The sequence below is a fragment of the Microcoleus harperi Pol14_C6 genome, assembly GCF_036701295.1.
Taxonomy (GTDB): Bacteria; Cyanobacteriota; Cyanobacteriia; order Cyanobacteriales; family Microcoleaceae; genus Microcoleus.
Genome location: NZ_JAUBQN010000011.1, coordinates 103040 through 118202 on the forward strand (window position 1 = coordinate 103040; position 15163 = coordinate 118202).

Annotated in this window: 10 protein-coding genes; 3 read left to right on the plus strand and 7 right to left on the minus strand. The window is 47.0% G+C overall.

Going from position 1 to position 15163, the window contains the following annotated elements; all coding sequences use genetic code 11:
* Positions 1-137: 137 nt before the first annotated feature.
* Together QUA27_RS10850 and QUA27_RS10855 are read left to right on the plus strand one after the other, a co-directional pair.
* Positions 138-4478: a non-ribosomal peptide synthetase family protein gene (locus QUA27_RS10850; RefSeq protein WP_333067956.1), complete on the plus strand. Its 4341-nt coding sequence runs from the start codon at positions 138-140 to the stop codon at positions 4476-4478.
* A gap of 123 nt (positions 4479-4601) precedes the next feature.
* Complete coding sequence (locus tag QUA27_RS10855; RefSeq protein ID WP_333067957.1) at positions 4602-5759, plus strand: aldo/keto reductase; 1158 nt, start codon at positions 4602-4604, stop codon at positions 5757-5759.
* Positions 5760-6085: 326 nt separating this feature from the next.
* Here QUA27_RS10855 and QUA27_RS10860 read toward each other — a convergent pair whose 3' ends face one another.
* The 7 genes from QUA27_RS10860 to QUA27_RS10890 all read right to left on the minus strand — a co-directional run bounded on the left by QUA27_RS10860 (position 6086) and on the right by QUA27_RS10890 (position 12594).
* Positions 6086-7126 carry a tetratricopeptide repeat protein gene (locus tag QUA27_RS10860; protein ID WP_333067958.1) on the minus strand — a complete coding sequence of 347 codons (1041 nt, stop codon included), beginning with the start codon at positions 7124-7126 and terminating at the stop codon, positions 6086-6088.
* Positions 7127-7576: 450 nt separating this feature from the next.
* Complete coding sequence (gene ccmO / locus QUA27_RS10865) at positions 7577-8350, minus strand: beta-carboxysome assembly protein CcmO (RefSeq protein ID WP_333067959.1); 774 nt, start codon at positions 8348-8350, stop codon at positions 7577-7579.
* A gap of 205 nt (positions 8351-8555) precedes the next feature.
* Positions 8556-9236 carry a beta-carboxysome scaffolding protein CcmN gene (ccmN, locus tag QUA27_RS10870; protein ID WP_333067960.1) on the minus strand — a complete coding sequence of 227 codons (681 nt, stop codon included), beginning with the start codon at positions 9234-9236 and terminating at the stop codon, positions 8556-8558.
* A gap of 289 nt (positions 9237-9525) precedes the next feature.
* Complete coding sequence (gene ccmM / locus QUA27_RS10875) at positions 9526-11163, minus strand: beta-carboxysome scaffolding protein CcmM (protein ID WP_333067961.1); 1638 nt, start codon at positions 11161-11163, stop codon at positions 9526-9528.
* A gap of 109 nt (positions 11164-11272) precedes the next feature.
* Entirely contained in the window at positions 11273-11578 is a 306-nt protein-coding gene (gene ccmL, locus QUA27_RS10880; RefSeq protein WP_172186882.1) for a beta-carboxysome shell vertex protein CcmL, read from the minus strand.
* A gap of 266 nt (positions 11579-11844) precedes the next feature.
* Positions 11845-12186 carry a carbon dioxide-concentrating mechanism protein CcmK gene (locus tag QUA27_RS10885; protein ID WP_006635058.1) on the minus strand — a complete coding sequence of 114 codons (342 nt, stop codon included), beginning with the start codon at positions 12184-12186 and terminating at the stop codon, positions 11845-11847.
* Positions 12187-12282: 96 nt separating this feature from the next.
* Complete coding sequence (locus QUA27_RS10890; RefSeq protein WP_006635059.1) at positions 12283-12594, minus strand: carbon dioxide-concentrating mechanism protein CcmK; 312 nt, start codon at positions 12592-12594, stop codon at positions 12283-12285.
* 624 nt (positions 12595-13218) lie between these two features.
* On the opposite strand from QUA27_RS10890, the gene QUA27_RS10895 reads away from it, so the two are divergent.
* The gene (locus QUA27_RS10895; protein WP_333067962.1) at positions 13219-15093 is read left to right on the plus strand and encodes an NAD(P)H-quinone oxidoreductase subunit F; all 1875 of its coding nucleotides are present in this window, start codon (positions 13219-13221) and stop codon (positions 15091-15093) included.
* The last annotated feature ends 70 nt before the right edge of the window (positions 15094-15163 follow it).

The following is a 15163-nucleotide window of genomic DNA, read 5'->3' on the forward strand; positions in this document are numbered from 1 at the left end:
CAAGAGAGAAATTTTATTGTGGAACAGGCATCTTGCCTGTTCTTGAGAATGGTGCAAGATGTGAGTTTTAACCGACTCGATCTATAAGCTTTGGACTTAAGTCCCTGGCGATCCTAAAACATAAAGCAATATAACCAATGCAAACAATTAATGGGTTTCGGCTTTCTCCTCAACAAAAATATCTGTGGCTGTTGCAACAAGATAGTCCCGCTTATCGCGCTCAATGTGCGATTTCGATCGAGGGCAATCTCCAAGCAAATGCCTTAAAAGAAGCGCTGCAAAAAGTCAGCGATCGCCACGAAATTCTGCGGACGAGCTTTCAGCGACGTTCTGGGATTAAATTTCCGATTCAAGTCATCGGCGATCGCAGCTTAATTTCCTGGCATATCGTTAATCTCGAATGCTTGAACCCGCCAGAACAAGCGGCTAAAATCCCTGAAATTTTTCAAAGCGAAAAGCGCTCAGCTTTCAACTTTGAGCAAAATCCAATTTGGCGCTTATCCTTAATTTCTCTATCAGCAAACAGGCACATTTTGCTTGTTAGCTTGCCTTCCCTGTGCGCCGATTCCCGCACCCTCAAAAATCTAATTCGAGAAATTAGCCAGTGTTATGCAGCCTGCTTGCAAGGTGAGGAAATGGCCGACGAAGTGGTGCAATATGTCCAATATTCGGAATGGCAGAATGAATTGATTGAGGATGAAGAGGCGGCAGAGGGCAAACAATATTGGACCGATCGGGATTACTCGGCGCTAGCCAGTTTAAAATTGCCTTTTGAAAATAAAAATAGCAGCGCGCCTGCTCCCTTTGAACCGAAACTTTTTGAGGTTAAAATAGAACAGAGTTTACTAGAGGAAATAGAAGCGATCGCCCGCCGCTACGAGACCTCAATATCTGCTTTCTTTCTAGCTTGCTGGAAAACGTTGCTCTGGCGGCGGTTGGGAAAGGCAGAAATCATTATTGGCACCGCCTTCGACAATCGCAAATATGAAGAATTAGAGCCAGCACTCGGTCTATTTGCCAAGTTTTTACCGCTTCGCAGCCAACTGCAAGAAAATTTTACCTTTCAGGAATTCTGGCAGGAAATTCAGCAATCCCAAAGCGATGCTTATAAATGGCAGGAATATTTCAACCGGGAAGATATAAACGGATCGGTTGGATTTCCATTTTGTTTTGAGTTTGAGGAACAACTAGAAAAGTATGCGGCGGCTGGCGTAGATTTTTCAATTTACCAGCAATATGTCTGCGGCGATCGCTTCAGAGTTAAACTCTCCTGCGTGCGCCGAGAGGATGCTCTCATCGCTGAGTTTCACTACGATCCGCCCTTGATAGGGGAACAAGCGCTCCAATGTTTAGCAGAGCAATTCTACACCTTAATAAAAAGTGCAGCTAATCACCCAGAAACCGCTCTCGGCGAGTTGGAAATTCTGAGCGAGATCGCCCGCCACCAAGTCTTATTTCAGTTCAACCAAACACAGAAAGATTACCCAAAAGACAAGTGCATTCACCAGCTATTTGAGCAACAAGTGGAGCGCGTACCAGATCGCCTTGCGGTTATCTGTGAAAATCAGCAACTCACCTACCGAGAACTCAACGCCCGCGCCAACCAAATCGCTGATTATCTACAACACTTAGGAGTAAAATCCGAAGAATTAGTCGGAATTTGTGCTGAGCGATCTGTGGATGCGATCGCCGGAATGCTCGGCACTCTCAAAGCAGGTGGCGCGTACTTGCCACTCGATCCGGCCATGCCAAAAGAGCGCCTCGCCTTGATGTTGCAGGATGCCGAAGTGGCTGTGCTATTAACGCAACAACAGCTAATCGAAAAATTGCCAAAAACTCAGGCAAAAATCGTTTGCTTAGACGCAGAAATTCCCTCTGTCTCCCCCTCTCCCTCTCCCCCTCTCTCTGGTGAAAATTTAGCTTATGTCATTTACACTTCCGGTTCCACTGGCACGCCAAAGGGAGTGGCAATTGAACACCGATCGCTCGTCAATTACCTCTACAGCATTCAGGAACAGCTCAACCTGCCATCAGGTGGCAGTTTCGCAACCGTTTCTACCTTGGCAGCAGACTTAGGAAATACAGTAATTTTTCCAGCTTTATGTACGGGAGGAACCCTTCACATAATTTCCCAGGAACGCACCACCGATCCAGAGGCGATCGCTGCTTACTTTCAGCAGCATTCTATTGACTGTCTCAAAATCGTTCCCTCGCATCTAAAAGCTTTATTAACTGCTTCTAATCCGGCGCAGGTTTTGCCGAAAAAGCGATTAATCCTTGGCGGCGAGGCCTTAAGTTGGAATTTGCTCGAAACTATTGAGAAATACGCCCAAGACTGTTTAGTTTTCAACCATTACGGGCCAACAGAAGCAACCGTAGGCGTGCTTGCTTATCCCATCAAAGACCGAGAAAATTGCATTTCTGAGACAGTTCCTCTCGGTCGCCCTATCAATAACGCGCAGATTTATTTACTTGATTCGCACTTGCAGCCAGTTGCCATTGGCGTGTCCGGCGAGTTATACATCGGCGGTGCTTCTTTAGCTCGCGGCTATCTAAACCAACCCCAATTAACCGCAGAAAAATTCATCATCAACCCCTTCGACGCCACACCAAGAGCGCGTCTGTATAAAACCGGAGATTTGGCTCGGTATTTGCCGGACGGAAATATTGAGTTTTTAGGGCGGATCGACAGCCAAGTTAAACTGCGAGGGTTCCGCATTGAATTGCGGGAAATAGAAGCAGCGCTATCTCAACATTCCGCTGTGCGGGAAGCAGTAGTTTTGCTACTGGAAAATGAACCGGGGAACCAGCGCTTAGTTGCCTATGTTGTACCCGCGAGGGAATCAGCGATCGCTATTAACGAGCTGCGATCATTTGTAAAAGAAAAACTGCCCGACTACATGGTTCCTTCTGCTTTTGTCGCAATCAAAGCATTGCCCCTCACTGCTAATGGAAAAATAGACCGGCGGGGGCTGCCAGCGCCGGAGGCGGCGAGAGCCAATTTAGCAGATACTTTTGTCGCTCCTAGCACTCCCGTTGAGAAAATGCTGGCTGAGTTTTGGGCCGAGCTGCTAGGGCTAGAAAAAGTGGGAATTTATGACAATTTCTTCGATTTGGGGGGACATTCATTACTGATTACTCAGTTGCTAGCAAAGGTAAGAAATTCTTTCCAAAAGGAATTGCCCTTGCGTCGTTTCTTTGAAGGGCTTACCATCGCTGCTTTAGCAAAGAATATTGAGGGGAAGCACGGGGCGAATTCTGCGGGCGATCGCACTGCAAGTTTCGATATTAACGCTGAAGTTGTTTTAGATCCGGCAATTCGCCCTGCAACTCCATTGAGCGAGCCAAAAACTGAACCAGCTTGCATTCTCTTAACAGGGGCGACGGGCTTTTTGGGAGCTTTTTTACTCCGCGACCTCTTGCAACAAACTCAAGCAGAAATTTATTGCCTAGTCCGTTCTGCCGATTCAGAATCAGCCAAAAAACGGATTCAAAGCAGCCTCGAATCCTATTTAATTTGGGATGAAAGCAGCAGCGATCGCATTATCCCAATTGCTGGAGATTTGTCTCAACCACTTTTGGGGCTTTCCGAGGAGCAGTTCCGAGTTTTAGCCAGTAAAATTGATGTCATTTACCACAATGGCGCGTTTGTCAAGTTTACTTATCCCTACTCGGTTCTCAAACCCGCTAACGTTTTGGGGACGCAGGAAGTTCTGAGATTGGCGAGTCAAAGTAAGCTAAAACCAGTCCATTTAATTTCTACGGTTTCCGTTTTCTCGGCAATGGGAGAATCAGGGATTAAAGTCGTGGGAGAGGAGGATGAACTCACTCCGGGAGAGAGTCTCAAAGGCGCTTACACTCAGACTAAATGGGTGGCAGAAAAGTTAGTAGAGGTGGCGCGCGATCGCGGGATTCCTGTTAGCATTTACAGGCCAGGCCGCATTTCTGGGGACAGCCAAACAGGGGCCTGCAATCCCAGCGATTTACTGTACAGGTTAATCGCTGGTTGCGTGCAACTTGGATGTGCGCCCGATGACGATAAGCTGATGAATGTAGCGCCTGTTGACTATGTGAGCCGAGCGATCGTTCATCTTTCGAGCCAAAAAGAATTACTCGGAAAAACTTTTCATTTAGTCAACCCTCAGTCCTTTCAAATGAGTGAATTGCTTGGCTGGATTTGCTCAATGGGTTATCCAATCAAACAAGTTTCTTCTGAGACTTGGCAAGCAGAAATAATCAATCGCGCTGGATATTCTCCAGAAAATGCCTTGTATCCGCTTGTCAGTCTTTTCTCCGAAAAAGTTTCGGATGCAGAAATGGCTAAATCGGCCACGCTGCAATTCGATTGCCAGAATGCGTTGAAGGGACTTTCTGGAACGGACATTATCTGCCCGCAAGCGGATGCGAGTTTGTTTCGGACTTATTTTTCCTATCTCGCCGATCGCCAGTTAATAGAGGCTCCCAAACATCTGGTCTAAAAATATAGAGGCGCGATCGATCGCGCTTCTACCTCGCTCAATTTGAGGAGAATTTTACATCAAGCATCACTTAGACTTGCGGAAGTCCTGATTAGTTTATTCAAGAAGAGGCAAAAGATTTTTATGTTAGGAAGTAGTAATGCGATCGCGATCGCAGGCAGAGCTACCGCAGAAGGAACGCGGCGTTACAGGGAACGGCACAACAAAAACTGTGCAGCCGATCACTTCCAAGAAACTGGTTCGCTCGTTGCCAGCTCGATTGGAATTGGCACTTACCTTGGCGAACCAGATGAGTATACTGACACTCTTGTGGCGTCCGCTGTAGTTGAATCGGTTCGGCGGGGTGCCAACGTAATTGACTCAGCAATCAACTACCGCTACCAGTACGGAGAGCGGAGTGTCGGAAAGGCTATCCGGCGTCTCCTGGAATCGGGAGAGGCTTCAAGAGATGAACTAATTATCTGCACGAAAGGCGGCGTTGTTCCGCATCCAACTCCCAACCATGTAGAGTGGTTTTCTCAGCAGTACGTCGAGCCAAGCAACTCTACTGTCAGCATGGCCGATTTGGCTGAAGAGCGTTACTGCATCCACCCAGAATACATTCAAGATCAGCTTAATTGGAGCCTCGCCAACCTCGGCATTGAGACAATCGATGTCTACTATCTTCACAATCCAGAAAAGCTACTTTCTCAAGTTGAACCCGATACTTTTTACAATCTGTTGCGAGAGGTTTTTGAGGTACTTGAAGGTGCGGTTTTAGCTGGAAAAATTGCTAATTACGGTGTGGCAACTTGGAATGCTTTCCGTGTACCTCCAACTGAAAAGTACCATATCGATCTGGCGCGTGCGAAGTCCATTGCTCGGGAAGTAGCTGGGAACAAAGAGAATGGGTTTCGGTTTATCCAGCTTCCTTTGAATATGGGGATGCCGGAAGCGGTGCTAACCCCAACTCAAACAATCGAAGGAGAACAAGTTTCAGTATTGGAAGCTGCCGATCGCTTAGGCATTTCTGCGATCGCCAGCAGGTCGATCTGTGAAGCGCAGGTTATCGGTCTGATCCCAGAAAAGATTGCTTCTGCTTTTGGTGATCGTTTGCGAACAGACTGCCAGCGGGCGCTCCAATATACCCGCAGCGCCCCTGGCCTCCTGAGTGCCCTTGTAGGGATGAAAGCGCCAAAACATATAGAAGAGAACCTAGCCCTTGCTGCTGTCCCGCGGCTTGGGAGAGCAAGCTTTCAGGAACTTACTGATTCAATTGTTCAAGTGTTAAACAGAAATTGAAGTTCCCCTTGCCGGAGAACGGTTGAATTTAAAAACTTGAAGGGCGTTACCCAACCTTACCTCTTTTCTGTCACTCTCGGAGTATTAAAATAAAAGTGTGAAAATATAAAAATGCTATAAGTGATGTATAGCAACGGATATAGAGTTACAAGTTATCCAACAGTTGGCTAGAGACGCATAATCAACAATCAGAATGATATAGCAATCCTTTAGTTTCAGTTAATGTTTATGGACCTTCCGTACTTCCGTACTTAGTTTGGTACAATTGAATCTTATTGTAACATTTTAGCCGACTAAGTACCGAAGAGCCTTGATTCCTGACTAAATCAATCATTAATAAATTCACCTTCACAGATAATCGAGTCTCTGTTCTCCAAATCTTCTTGATTCCATACCGCGTTTAATGCTGCTGAACTTAAGGAAGTTGACATCGTATTTAATGTTGTGTTGTAGTATTCCGCAGCATTATTAAGTTCTACCTGTGGCGCTTCCTTGAAGTACGAATTAATATCAGGCGTACACCTCTGTGCTTGGTAATATAAATAAGCTTCAGCATTAATGCACATTACATGGTAGAAATCCTTATTTGCTGCCGTAATATCTCCAAGTTTATACAGCGCTAAACCCCGGTTGAGATAAGCTTTAACATAGTTCGGATCGAGTTCCACTGCTTTATCAAAGTCTTCAATTGCAAGCTGCATTTGTCTTAATTTATAGCGAACGCAACCTCTGTTATAATAGGCATAAACATTTTGTGGATCGATGCCGAGTGCAGTGTTGTAATCGGCGATCGCCTGCGTATTGTCTCCTAATTGGTGGTAACAGAGACCTCGATTTATGTAAGCTTTGATATATTTAGGATTCAACCGCAGCGTTTCGTTAAAATTTTCCGTTGCTGCCTCTTTTTCTCCCAAAAGGTAGTAAGCGCGCCCCCGGTTGTAATAGGTTTTATAATTGTGGGAATTGATAGATATAGCTCGATCGTAGTCTTCTATTGCTTCTTCGTAATTTCCTAAATTAGCAAGTACAAGTCCTCGGTTGTTGTAGATAGCGTGGCTGTTAGGCTTATTTGCTAAAGCGCAGTTGAGATCTTCAATGGCTTTTTCGTGTTCTCCGAGATGACGCCAAGCATTGCCTCGATTCAAGTAAGCCTCGAAGAAATTAGGATTGATATCTAGGGCTTTGCTGAGGTCGGCGATCGCTTTTTGGTAGTCTTTCATGTAATAGTAAACCAAGCCGCGATTGTTGTAGGCTTTGGCATCGGCGGGATTGACTTGCAGTATCTCATCGAAGTCCTCAAGTGCCGCTTCATAGTTTCCTTTCTTAGCGCTGTGCAAACCACGCTTGTAAAATTGTTTGAGGTTCATAGGTCAACTTTCAGGATTGCTTGATGCTGGGGGGTGATTCCTGTGCAGTCAGTTTTGAGTTCGACAGCCGTTAATCTGTTGAAAGAGCATCCACACGCAGTCAGATTAACTCTTAAATGATTCCCGGCAATCTACCCTAGACAGGATTTTTGGTTTATTTTAACAGTAGTTAAATCCTGTTGAAAGGCTCTGCACGTCGGCTGGATTGACTTATTAGTCAGTTCGATTGTTTACCCGATCGACTTGATCTCAAAAGTCTAGTTTTACTTGGTGCTCTGTGTCTCTTGATGCGGCGGCGATCGGCTCGATCGCCAAATTAAGTTTGATACCGCTACTCAGTATAAATTGTTGCCAGCAGTCCTACTGAGTAAACTCTATATTTTTTTGACAAACTGGGTCTCAGTATTTGCGGCAGTACGTCTCTACAAACTTTTGTTGCCTAATTACCAATTACCGATTGATTTCCTCTTCCACATAAACAGTCAATTTCTCCAAATCTGGAAGTTCGATCAATTCTTGTTCCTTTTCCTTAACCGACACGGGCATCATCACAGGTTTACGCTGCTCGATCCAGCAACTCGCCAGCGGTAAAGTTTGTTCCAAATCTTCCAAAGGCCTCGGAATTACCATCACCGCGTTCAACTCGCCAATTCGCTCAGCTTCGTACATCCCGGCCTCTACGGCTACTGCTACATCTGCAACTGCACCGCGAATAATTGCCGTGCACAAACCGGCGCCAATTTTCTCGTAAGCTGCCAAGTGTACGTCTGCGGATTTGAGCATAGCATCGCAAGCACCGACCATTGCCGGAAATCCCCGGGTTTCGAGCAAACCGATCGCCTGACTGCTAAGGCGAGAATAATTGCCACTTTCGGAAAGTTCAGTCAGCCGAAAGCCGATGGGCAAAACCACTTCCAAATTAGCCAAAGGTCTAGGAATCACCAACTTAGAAACAAACTGCCCGAACTGTTCGGCTGTTTGAGCTCCAGCTTCCACAGCCAAACGCACATCCGAAATTCTGCCCCGGACGATCGCCGTACAGTGACCGGAACCAATTTTTTCGTATCCTACTAAAATCACTCCTGCCGACTTCAGCATCATGTCAGCAGTCCCCACAATTGCCGGAAAACTCTTGGTGGATACCAAACCCAAAGCAGTGTCTTTGAAGTATTCCTGGCGCTGCGATCGTTCTTCGTGACTGTTACGATCCGTTTGTCCGTCCATCTTCTATTACCCTTAGAAACTTCCCAAAATAAAAATTTGTTGATAGTTTATAGTTTCTCAGATGAGAAGACAGACTGCACGAGCTACAAGACACAGATTGCTGCGGCAAGGCCTTACAAATTGCTGAGCTACCAATAATATGAGATTACCTATTTATATTTGATCTATCTGCCTTCAGCATAGCTGCCTTTTGCGGAAATGACGGCTACCCGGAACCGCCCGATAGAGTTTGGCCGTTTTCCTCCGATCGATTAAAAGCTTGTCGGTGCGGAAACAGCGTCCCCAACAGCCGATTGATGTGAGCTTGACCGTACAGAATAGTTGGCGTTTCCCCTGGTTGGGGAGGCTCTGGGGCGGTGGATTCCGGGGGCTCTGGGGCAGTCTCTGGCGCAGTTTGAGGCGGTGTTTGGGCGGGTTGTGGCGGCTCCATCGGCTCCATCGGTCCATCGACTGGTGGCGTAGTGGCTTCGGGGGTTTCGGGTGATGTTGGCGCTGCTGTTGGCGCTGTTGCGGTTGCTTCTTCTGCGGCGGCTTGGCGGCTGGTATCTCCCATTAGAGAACCTGCTGGCATAATTTGCATTTTTTCGATACAAGGATTGATTAGGGTCGTCCCGGCCCCAATACAGGCATTTTCCCCGATCGTTCCCGCACCTACCACCAGCACCCCTGCACCCAGAATAACGCCCGCCGCGATTTCCAGAGTACCTTCACGGGCGTGAAGGATAACTCCCATACCGATACAGGCACCGGCGGCGATCGAGATCCGGCTGCCCGGATCTGCTTGTAGGATTGCTCCAGGGGCGATCGCCGCACCCTCATTCACAACTACATCGCCACTCATCAAAATCTGAGAGTTGCTACTTAATTGCAGTGGCGATAAATACATTCAACTTCACCATGAAAGGAGCTTTTTTTTTAGATCAAAGGACTTTAAATTATGGGTTTTTTCGACTAATAAATTTAACCATGTCTATCGAAGAAACGATTATTTACTAATACTGAGAAGCTTGATGATTTAACGTTTTCTAGAAAGTTCCAGACGATTCTAGATTTTGACCAACCCTTCTCAATCGAGCTTTTTAACTATCTCAAATCCAACTTCAATCCGCTTGGATTTCTCCCGTGGACACCTGTGCGAGGGCTTAACGGGAGAAACAAGCTAATTACCAGGCAAATTAAGGTCGTTGGATAATTTCCTCGAGCACCCGGCGCTTGGCCTTGGAGTCGATGCCAAGCAAACGGACGTACTCGCCGCTGTGTTCTTGGAGACAGCTTTCGAGGGCAGAAATCACTTCAGATTCGCGGTTAGAGGAGATCGGCGCGCAACTGCTCCAAGAACCGGTGCGGAAACGGCGCGCGTCGGCGTGTTCCGTGCCAATTCTGTAGCCTTGGGAAAGCAGGTTGCGGATTTGGTCGATCGTCTTGCCGGTCAAACTTCCGCTGCTCGCCGAACCAGTCGAAGCTGCTTTGTATCCCGAGGTTGCTGCCGGCTTAGTCGATTGAGCAACTGGGCCGTCGGGACGCTGAATAATTTCTTCAACTATGCGTCGCTTAGCTTTCGGGTCAATCCCGATCAAGCGCACGTACTCGCCCGGGTACTGATTCATCACAGATTCCAAAGCGGCGATCGCCTCAGATTCGTTTCTGACTTGCAGCGAAGCTCCGCTTTGCCAAGAACTGGTGCGGAAGCGGCGTGCGTCGGCGTGTTCGGTACCCACTTTGTAGCCTTGAGCTAGCAAGCTGCGAACCTGAGCCACTGTTTCGGCACTCAATTTGCCATTCGACACGGAACCGCTATTGTGGTATGAAGCTTGTTGTGCAACTTTACCGTTAGATTGGTGAGTTTTCGCACCGTTAGAACCGTTAGAGCCATTGTCTCCCGGTCTTTGGACGATTTCTTCTAGTACGCGGCGCTTGGCTTTGGTGTCAATCCCGATCAAGCGGACGTATTCTCCTTGGTGTTCAGCCATGCAAGCTGACAAAGCCGCGATCACTTCTGAGTCGCGGGTTGAGGAAATCGGGCCGCAAGTACGCCAAGAACCGGTACGGAAGCGGCGTGCGTCGGCGTGTTCGGCTCCCACGCTGTATCCTTGGGCTAGTAAATTGCGGATGCTATCGGCAAGAGTGGAACTCAATTGGGTGCCGGCAGGGGTAGAATATTTGGTTTGAGTCATATTTGGGTTTTCACTTTTCTCGTTGCGAATTGGTGCTAGACAGGCGATGTTCTCAGCGCAGCGATAACCCGTTCTCAGAGCGTCATTGATGCCGATGACATGGGTTGCAAATTGAACGTCAGAATCTTGAACGTCAGGCAAGCGATCGGCTTGCTTCTGATTAGTGATGATGGCTCCCGAAGGTACGTACTTACCGGGGGGAATCTCCACATCTTTAATTAGTACGTGCATCATCACAATGCAGCCGTTGCCCACTCTGGCATTGAACACCGTAGAGCGAAAGCCGATAAAGCACTCGTCGCCGACGTAGGCAGGACCGTGAATTAAACTCATGTGGGTGAGAGAAGTATTTTTCCCCACCCACACAGAATAGGACTTGTTGTCGTCTCCTGTGACTCGGCCTTTTTCTAGGCCGTGAATCACTACTCCGTCTTGAATGTTGCTTCCTTCTCCGATATAAAAAGGAGTGCCTTCATCGGCGCGGATAGATGTCCCGGGGGCAATCATCACATTAGAACCGATGTGCACATCCCCAATAATGTTAGAAAAGGAATGTACGAAGGCGGTGTCGTGAATTTTAGGCTCAGCCAAGTTTTTCGACCAAGGCGTCGGGGGAGCCGCAACATTGCGGACTGCCATAAATTAAGTTCTCCTAAGCTGAAAATTTTTTGTTAGTTGTTAGTTGTTAGTTGTTAGGTGTTAGTTGTTAGTTATTTTTCCACTAACTGCTAACTGCTAACGGTTGCAACTAGCGGTACGGGTCGTCTTTTTTACTGTAAATGAGGCGGTTTTCTACATTGACAGTATCTATAATGCCTACTACTAGAGCATCGATCGGACGGTTTTCACTTCCGGGCGCGATCCGGGCTGCGCTGCCTCGGGTTACTAAAACCCATTCATCTATACCAGCGCCCACACAGTCAGCGGCTACCTCATAGCCGGGAACTGGCGAACCTTCCTCATCGATGAATTGCAGCAGGAGAAATTTCGATCCTCTCAGCGTCGGCTCTTTTTGGGTACTGACAACTGTGCCGAGAACTTTGGCCATTTGCATTTTAGGTAATAGGTAATAGGTAATTGGTAATTGTCATTTTTACAGGGTCACTTGTTTTTTTTTTATTAGCTCTGTCCGATGTCCGGTGTCCGTCTTTTAGAGCTTCGTCTAGTAACTAATGACTCATGACTAATAACCAATATCCCATGCCCACCTCAATTAAAAATTAAAAATGCTAAATCAAAAACATCGCGATTTTTAATTTTTAATTACCAAACGCCCCTAACAGCCGTGAAGCGAAGCTATCCCGTAGGGAATCGCCTATCTTATGATCTGTTGAGAGGGCGAATACCGCTGACGCCTTCACGGAACTGTTCTACAGCTTCGGTATAGCGAATGGGCAACACGTATTCTAAGTTTTCATGAGGGCGGGCGATAATGTGGGTGGACATCACTTGTCCGCCATTAACACGCTTCACTGACTCTACTCCGGCTGCGACAGAAGCTTGCACTTCCGAGACATCTCCTCTTACAATGACCGTAACCCGAGCGCTACCGATTTTTTCGTAGCCTACCAAGGTGACGCGGGCTGCTTTGACCATCGCGTCAGCGGCTTCTACCACTGCGGGAAAGCCTAAGGTTTCGATCATGCCAACTGCAATTGCCATTGGTTTTACTCCTAATTGAATATTTGGCGGACTAAACAGTTAATTTTTGACGGTTGCACAAATTTTCGTTAAAAGAAATTTTTGTGCGCTAAGAACTTAGTAGCCTCGGAACTGTTCTACTGCTTCTGTATATCGAATCGGCAGAACATATTCTAGGTTTTCGTGGGGGCGAGCGATGATGTGGGTAGAGACAACTTCTCCGCCGTTCACCCGCTTGACGGATTCCACTCCTGCTGCGACTGAGGCTTGGACTTCCGACACGTTGCCGCGCACAATTACGGTGACGCGGGCGCTGCCGATTTTTTCATAGCCCACGAGGGTAACGCGGGCAGCTTTGACCATAGCATCGGCAGCTTCCACAACAGCGGGAAAACCTTTTGTCTCAATCATTCCCACGGCAATTGACATTTTTGAATCTCCTTTGAGGATGAGCGAAATTACCGTTACAAATCTTTGAGAAATCTAAAAATTTGGACGGGGAGGCCCACATTTCTTAGTAATGCAGTGTAAAGCTTCCTATCCTATAAGAATAGGGGAAGCTGTCCACCTTGACAATATAAACTAACATCATAATGTTTAATAACAAAAATTAAATTTTTTTATGTTATTTAAAATAATTTAATATTTATTTAATAATCTTAATATATAGAGGGGTAGCTCCCGACGGCGAGGGAGATTAAAGTAAGTAATAATACTCAGATAAAGTAGAGTTCGGTATGTGAAGCCGGAGCCGATCGCTGCCGGGAAACTTGGGGATTCCAAAAGGGGGATCGCGGGGAAATTGCCAAAAAAGGCAGTCTTTGCCCATCAGCAGGCATTTTTTTCTTTGAGTGCGTCTTCTACTCAGCAAGTAATTTTGTGTTGAGAGAATTCTCAGTTTTGATGCTTTAATGTATAGTGAATCTTGGGTGCAAATTATTTTGCCAGAACTATACGATCGGGTTTAGTCAAAGTTTTAGGGTATCACGCGATCGCCCGCGACTGTTTTTGTATAAAGGCAGCCCGTAATTTGAAGTTTAAGGGATAAATTAAATGACTCAATTTCTCCTCCAAGCCTGTTGGTGGGTACCTTTATATGGCTTAATAGGCGCAATTTTAACTTTGCCGTGGTCTACGGGAACCGTTCGCAGAACAGGCCCGAGACCTGCAGCTTACTTCAATTTGCTGATGACTGTGTTGGCTTTCCTGCACGGGTCAGTTATTTTTACAGCGACTTGGGATCAACCACCCCAACAGTTGCTAGTGCACTGGGTGCAAGCAGCAGATTTAGATTTGTCTTTTGCAATAGAAATCTCCACGGTCAGTGTCGGAGCAATGGAGTTAGTTAGTGTTCTGAGTTTGCTAGCACAAATTTACGCTCTAGGCTACATGGAAAAAGACTGGGCCCTAGCTCGATTTTTTGGGCTGATGGGTTTTTTTGAAGCGGCAATTAGCGGCATTGCCATTAGCGACTCGCTGCTTCTAACTTACGCTTTGTTGGAAGTGCTGACGCTTTCAACTTACTTGCTAGTCGGGTTTTGGTACGCTCAACCGCTGGTAGTAACAGCCGCTAGAGATGCGTTTTTAACCAAGCGTGTAGGAGACGTGCCACTGCTGATGGGAGTAGTGACGCTTTCAACTTTAGCGGGAAGTTTGAATTTTTCAGATTTGGAAACATGGGCTGAAACTGCAACTTTGTCTCCTGTAGTAGCGACTCTTTTAGGTTTGGCTTTAATCTCCGCACCTACGGCAAAGTGCGCTCAATTTCCCTTCCATTTGTGGCTCGACGAGGCGATGGAAGGGCCCAACCCGGCTTCGATTATGCGGAATACGGTAGTTGTGGGCGCTGGAGCTTATGTTTTGATTAAACTTCAGCCTGTTTTAGCGCTTTCGCCGATCGCAGATGCGGTGCTGGTGGTTTTGGGTGCGGTGACGGCGGTTGGCGCTTCCTTGGTAGCGATCGCCCAAATCGACATCAAAAGAGCACTATCGCATTCTACCAGCGCTTCTATGGGCTTGGTGTTTATCGCTGTGGGGCTAAATCAAGTTGACATTGCTTTGCTGTTGCTCTTCGCCCACTCGATCGCCAAAGGTCTATTATTCATGAGCGTAGGGTCAATTATTACTACAACTAACACTCAAGATTTAACAGAAATGGGTGGGTTGTGGTCGAAGATGCCTGCCACGACTACGGCTTATTTAGTAGGCGCTGCGGGGATGGTAGCGCTGTTGCCTCTGGGCAACTTTTGGGCGATGCGACGCTGGCTCAACGGTTTTTGGACTGTGCCTTTGTGGCTGGTAATTGTGCTGCTTTTAGTTAACGGTTTGACAGCGCTAAATTTAACTCGCATATTCGGTTTAGTGTTTGTGGGAAAACCGCAGCCGAAAACTCGCAGAGCTCCAGAAGTTGGTTGGCCGATGGCTTTGCCGATGGTAATTTTGACGGTGATGGGGCTATTGGTGCCTTGGATGTTACAGCAGTGGCAACTGTTAATTAGTTGGACTGGTCCTTGGTCGCTAACAGGGGATTTTGATACTTTAAATTTGCTGTTGAAGACTCTGGATATTCCGCTATTAATGTTATCTGGGTTGATGGGCGTTGCGGTTGGGGTGGCGATTTATTGGTACGGGGTTTTACCTCGACCGGTACGGCTGCCGGTGCCGGCGTTGCAGGATTTGTTTGCTTACGACTTTTATATCGATCGAGTTTACCGCTTGACTGTCGTTTGGGCTGTGGCTTTGATTTCTAAAATCAGCGCTTGGACTGATAGGTATGTGGTGGATGGGGCGGTGAATTTGTTCGGTTTTGCCACAATTTTCAGCGGTGAAGGGTTAAAGTACACCGGCACTGGTCAGTCGCAGTTTTATGTGTTGACTATTGCGGGGGGGGTTGCGGTGTTGCTGGCGTTGATTATTTGGCAGTTTTAAACCGTAGAGGTTGGCAGATGAATTTTTCGGGGTTTGTCTGCTTTTGGTCTGATGTTATTTAATTTTTAAC